The 5,685-nt window shown below is 70.5% G+C and carries 5 protein-coding genes; 3 read left to right on the top strand and 2 right to left on the bottom strand.

The genetic code is table 11. The features are described 5' to 3' along the window. Together IE312_RS09100 and IE312_RS09095 are read left to right on the top strand one after the other, a co-directional pair. Window positions 1–1,309: acyl-CoA dehydrogenase family protein (locus IE312_RS09100; RefSeq protein WP_370467532.1), on the top strand; the 1,309-nt coding region annotated here is incomplete at its 5' end. Window positions 1,310–1,703: 394 nt separating this feature from the next. Continuing rightward, a complete protein-coding gene (locus IE312_RS09095) occupies window positions 1,704–3,023 on the top strand; it encodes a Kelch repeat-containing protein (protein ID WP_189980126.1) in 1,320 nt (439 codons plus the stop codon). Window positions 3,024–3,045: 22 nt separating this feature from the next. On the opposite strand, the gene IE312_RS09090 is transcribed toward IE312_RS09095, so the two are convergent. Together IE312_RS09090 and IE312_RS09085 are read right to left on the bottom strand one after the other, a co-directional pair. Next, complete coding sequence (locus IE312_RS09090; protein ID WP_189980124.1) at window positions 3,046–3,690, bottom strand: NADPH-dependent F420 reductase; 645 nt, start codon at window positions 3,688–3,690, stop codon at window positions 3,046–3,048. A gap of 47 nt (window positions 3,691–3,737) precedes the next feature. After that, window positions 3,738–4,550, bottom strand: a complete 813-nt coding sequence (locus tag IE312_RS09085) for an inositol monophosphatase family protein (RefSeq protein WP_189980123.1) — start codon at window positions 4,548–4,550, stop codon at window positions 3,738–3,740. Window positions 4,551–4,666: 116 nt separating this feature from the next. Between IE312_RS09085 and IE312_RS09080 the strand changes: the two genes are divergently transcribed. Next, window positions 4,667–5,578: a LysR family transcriptional regulator gene (locus IE312_RS09080; protein WP_189980121.1), complete on the top strand. Its 912-nt coding sequence runs from the start codon at window positions 4,667–4,669 to the stop codon at window positions 5,576–5,578. Window positions 5,579–5,685 lie beyond the last annotated feature (107 nt).

The following is a 5,685-nucleotide window of genomic DNA, read 5'->3' as shown; positions in this document are numbered from 1 at the left end:
GCTGGCCGCTGGCCGCTGGCCGCTGGCCGCTGGCCGCTGGCCGCTGGCCGCTGGCCGCTGGCCGCTGGCCGCTGGCCTGACTCTTTCACAGGTGACGGAGGGACCTCCCATGACGACGGGCGCCGCGGAACCCGCCCACGACAGCGAGCAGGCAACGCTGCCCGAACGAGCCGCAGCCTTGGTCGAGTTACTCCGGCGCAACGCAACCCGCACCGATCAGGACCGCTGCGTTGCTCCGGAGAACATCGCGGCACTCGATGCGGCCGGCCTGTTCAGCCTGACCGTTCCCCAGCGGCTCGGGGGCCATCAGGCATGCATCCGCACGCTGGTCCAAGTGGGTTCGGAACTCGGCCGCGGCTGCGGATCGACTGCCTGGACCACCAGCCTGATCAACATTTCGGGGTGGCTCATCGGCCTCTACCCCCAACGCACGCAGCGTGAGGTCTACGCGCAGGACCCCGGCACCCGGGCCTGTGCAGTCCTGCCACCCCATGGGACCGGCAGGACATCCGACGCGGGCACCATCGTCAGCGGACGGTGGGGCTTTGCCTCCGGTTGCCTGCACGCCCGATGGGCGCTGCTCGGCATGACGCTCACGGGTGAGCACGGCGAGCGCCGAGACCAAGCGCTGGCCCTGGTCCCAATGCACCAGTTGACGATCGAGGACACCTGGCACGTTGCCGGGATGCGCGGTACCGGCAGCAACACCCTCGTCGCCGACGGCGTCGTCGTCCCGGCCCACCGCATCCTGTCGGTGACCCACGCGCTCCAGGGCACTTACCCGACCGAGTTCAAGGACGAGGCCCTGTACCGTGCGGCATTCGTTCCGACGCTCGCCCTGTCACTCGCCGGCCCGCTGCTGGGCCTGGCCCGCGGCGCGATGGAACTGGTGCTGGCGTCCCTCGCCACCGGCCGGGGCATTTCGCATACGCATTTGGCGCGCGAGGCACCCTCCACGCAGATGCAACTCGCCGAGGCGGCATCGTTGATCGACACCGCCACCCTGCACCTGTTGCGTGCCGCGGACGATGTCGACAACTGGGCGGCGAGCGGCCAGTGCATGCCCCTGGTCAACCGGACCCGGGCGCGCATGGACATCGGCACAGTCGCCCGCTGCGCACGAGAGGCACTGGACCTGCTGCTGAATGTCCACGGGGCGCGGAGTTTCGCCGAGGACAGTCCGCTGCAGCGCATCTGGCGGGATCTGGAGACGGGTACGCGGCATGCCATGGTCAACCCTGCCATCGCGACCGAGATGTACGGCCGGGCCCTGCTAGGTATCGAAGACCAGATCACTCCGCTGATCTGAACGAAACGCGCCCCGACGACGGCCGAGACTTCGTCGCGGGCTTTCGTGAACCGGGATGCGCGAAGGCCTGTCAGGGGTACCGGCTGGGACGCCGCCTTCCCTGCGGGTCCGCGCCCGCCTCGCATCAGTCCGCTCCCTGGAAGCAGCGCCCGCGCCCGGCGTCGACGGGGTTCTGTGCGTCGGGACGGGGCCCGGCGGCCAGGTCACTCCGGCGGATCACGTGGCCTTCCGACCACCGCCGCCCCTGCTCAGAGCGGCCAGACCCCCGGCCGGGACGGCGGTGACGGTGCGGACGATGCCGTCGCTTCGGACTCCCCTGTACGGACCCGAGCAGCGTGGACGCTGTGCGGCAGGCTCAGCGAGAGTTGTCGGTGGCAGGGGAGAAGATGTCCGGATGACACTGCTGCCGGTCACTGTCCCCGCGTCCCTGCTGAGCGTCCACCGCCTCGACCCAGAAAGCGGAGAGTGGGGTCTCCGGGTCGACCACGCCGTGGCGACGGCAGCCGGCGAGACGTACGTGCTGAGCGGCCTGCGCCGCTACCGCGGGCACGCGGCCGGCTCGGCCGACCCCGCCGAGCAGAACTTCGGCTACCAGCTGATCACTCGCTACGGCGTGGACGGGACACCCACCGCCAGCGCCGTGTTCGGGCAGGCGGTGCCGGGCGGTGCCCCTTCGGCCATACCGGAGGGCGACAGCGCGACCCTGGCCGTCCTCCCGGACGGCGCCATCGCCGTCAGCTCCCAGCCCGGCAGCACCCACCTCCTGTCTCCGGACCTCGACGAGGTCCTCGCCTCCTGGCCGATGTCCTCAGGCTGGGAGAAGAAGGAGGGCTGCAGGGAAGACCCGTTCGCCGCGTCGATCGCTGTCACCCCCGCGGGCCGGCTGCTGTGCATGACCTCTGAGTACGGAATCAGCAACTGGGCCGGCGCCCGCCCCAACATCGTCGCCATCTCCGAACCCGGCGCCACCCTCGGCCCGGGCCGCAAGCCCGTGCTGCGCGCCATCGCGACCCTGGACGCGCGCACCGACCGCCAGAGCGAGTCCGACCATCACCCGCACGTGCGGTACGGCGACGCACCGGTGGTGGGAGGCAACCGCCCCGCGCTCTCGTTGACAAAGGCCCTGTCGGAGCTCACCGGAACCAGCGGAAGTCTGCACGGCTACGTCGATTCCACGATGACCCGCCCGGCGGCGCTCGGTGACGACCTGTTCGTCGTCCCGGTCTTCGGGAGGACTTACCGGTCGAGCAACCGGGGCCAGGAGTTCAGCTTCGCCCTGGTCGACGACCGTGGAGCGGTGCGGGGCCGCCTGGGCGGCTTGCACCTGCGCGAGGACAGCCCGTTCACCGGCTTCGACTTCACCGTGGTCGCCGACCCGCATCGCGGCTGCGCCTTCCACCTCAACCGCTATGGCCTGTACGCATGGAGCAGCGACGGCGTGCTGCGGGCCCGGATGTCCACTGGGCAGAAGCCGTTCAAGCCCCTCGTCCACTTCGAGCTGCTGGAGTGCACCCCCGCGGGGGAGTTGCTCCTCGCCCACCGCAAGCAGCACCTGCTGCTGCGCGTGCCGGTGCCGCAAGACCTCGACGGCCTGGCGGTGGCGGTGGAGGCCGCGCTGAAGGTCTACGGCCGCGAGCGCACCGCACTGAAGAAGCAGTACGCCCCAGTGAACTGGCTCTGGCGGGACAACTCAGCCGCGGTCAACCACCTCTGAGGCTGTCGGCAGGCACTGAGGCTCATCGGGCGAGAGAGACGGCGAAGGGTTCGAAGCCGTGCCGGCGCAGGATGTGGGGAACCACGAGGATCATGGCCTCGGTGGCGCGGGCCGTGGTGATGCCGCCGAGGTCCTGGATCCATGCGGGCTGCCAGCCCAGGTCGCCGAGCAGGCCGGCGACGGTCTTCTTCGCGTTCTGGTCGTCGCCGGAGAGATAGGCGGTCGGTGGGGTGGCCAGGGTTTCGGGAGCGGTCATGACCATGAACAGCATGGTGTTGAGGGTCTTGACCACGCGGGTGTCGGGGAGGGCGGCCTGGAGTTGCTCGGCGAGACTGCTGCCGGGATAGCACAGGTCGCCGGGCAGGCCGTCATCGGCGTCGCGGGTGGCGTTGGAGACATCGACGAGGAGTTTCCCGGAGAGCTCGGTGCGCAGACCGGCCAGGCGGTCCAGGGATGTGTCGCCGGGCGTCGCGTTGATCACGATGCTCGCGGTGCGGGCGGTGGTGCGTTGGTCGGCGAAGGCAATCCGCGGGGCGATGTCGGCGGCAAGGGCCGGGGTCTCTTCCGAGTTACGGACACCGAGGGTGACACGGTGTCCCGCTGCGGAGAGCTTACCGGCGAGGTTGGTGCCGACGCGGCCGGCGCCCAGGATGCCGATGCTGGTCATGAGGTGATGCTCCTTGCGGTGTGAGTGGGTGGAGCGGAGGTGTCCGGTCAGGCGATCGGTGACAGGACTTCGAGGGCGGCGGTGTGGATGCCGGGGGCGGCGGCCAGGAAGTCGCGGCTGCCCGTGTTCCAGGGCTCACCCGTCAGGTCGGTGACGGTGCCTCCGGCCTCGGAGACCAGCAGTGCACCGGCGACCAGACCGGAGCGGACGTCGGAGAACTGCCAGAAGGCGTCCGTGCGTCCGGCGGCGACGTGGATGAGCTGCATCGTGGCGGGAACGGACACGCGCACGACCAGGCCGTTGATGAGCATGGCGGTGACCGAGTCACCGATCCGCCGGAAGGTGCGCTCGTCCTCGCCGGGCCTGGCCTGGCCGGTGCCGGTGAGTGCGGCGCCCAGATCGGTCTTGGAGGACACCTTCAGGGGCCGGTCGTTGAGGCGGGTACCGCCGCCGGCGACAGCGGTGTAGGTGTCGCCGGTCAGTGGCAGGTGGACGACGGTGAGCACCGGCTGGTTGTCGCGGACCAGGGTGGCGGTCACGGCCCAGTCCTCCATGCCGTGAACGTGGTTGATGTTGCCCTCGGCGGGGTCGACGACCCACCACTCCCCCGACGGGAGCGCACCGCCGGCCAGTTCGTCCTCGGTCCACTGCGATCCCCGCCGGGCCCGCAGCAGCGGCTCCCGCAGCACGTCCAGCACAGCGTCGTCGTTGGCGTGGATCTCTGCGACGACCTCTTCCAGACTCACGCCCCGGGCGTGCGGAGTGTGGCGGGCGCGCAGGGTGAGGCCTGCGGTCTTCACCGCGGCGGTCACCTCGGACAGCAGCGTCGTGTCGGCGGCAAAAGGCATGGCTGTGCTCATGAGGGGCTCCCTGGGCTCGGTGTGTGCGGGCGGCTCGTGTCGCGCCTGCCCTTCCGAAGGTAGGCCCCCCAATCATTAACAACAAGTGCATGCTATTCACTTGTAGAGTTACTCTCATGCAATTGGATCTGAATCTGCTCACGGCCCTGGACGCACTGCTGGAAGAGGGCAGCGTCGCCGGCGCCGCAGCACGCCTCCACGTCACCGCTCCGGCGATGAGCCGCTCCCTGGGCCGCATTCGCAAGGCCACCGGTGACCAGATCCTGGTCCGCACCGGCCGCAGCATGGTCCCCACCACCCGCGCACTGGCCATGCGCGCCCAGGTCCACGCCCTCGTACAACAGGCTCACCACCTTCTCTCCGCACAGCGAGAACTCGACCTGGCAGCTCTGGACCGGGTGTTCACCGTGCGCTGGCACGACGCCCTGACCGCCGCCTGCGGCACCTCCCTGATCACCGCCGTCCACCGCCAGGCCCCCGGCGTCCGGCTGCGCCTGTCCGCTGAGCCCGGGAGGGACGACGCCGAGCTGCGCCGGGGTGAGGTCGACCTCGAATCGAGCTCCGGCGCCCCAGCGCTCCCAGACATCCGCCACCGCCTCGTCGGCAGCGACCGACTGGTCGTCGCCGTCCGACCGGGCCATCCCCTCACCGAAGGCCCGCTGAGCGTCGAGCGCTACGCAGCCGCCGAACATCTCACCGTTTCGCGACGCGGAAGCCTGCGTGACCCGATCGACGACGCCCTGACCGCCCGTGGCCTCGAGCGGCGCGTCGTCGCCGCCGGGCCCACGGCCGCCGTCGCGCTGCAAATCGCCCGCGACACCGACCTGGTCGTCACCGTTCCGGACGCGGTCACCCGTGCAGCCCGGGAACAACTCGGCCTCGCCACACTGCCGTCACCACTCCCGCTGCCCGAGGTCCCCCTGTACCTGCTGTGGCACCAGCGCTACGACGACGACCGCGCCCACACCTGGCTGCGAGACCTGGCCGCCGAAGCCGTCCAGGCACTGTTCGCACCACCGACCGCGTGATCGCTCGGGTGGCCTGTGCGATGGCGCAGCTGGAGGCCCAGCTGGACGACGAGGTCGAGCAGGGCGGCCCGGACCGTGGTGCCGCCCGGGGTGTCACAAGGCTTGCC

The organism is Streptomyces capoamus, from assembly GCF_014654935.1.
GTDB classification, from domain to species: Bacteria; Actinomycetota; Actinomycetes; order Streptomycetales; family Streptomycetaceae; genus Streptomyces; species Streptomyces capoamus.
Note: the sequence above shows the minus strand (reverse complement) of the source record. Positions and strands in the feature narration are given on the sequence as shown.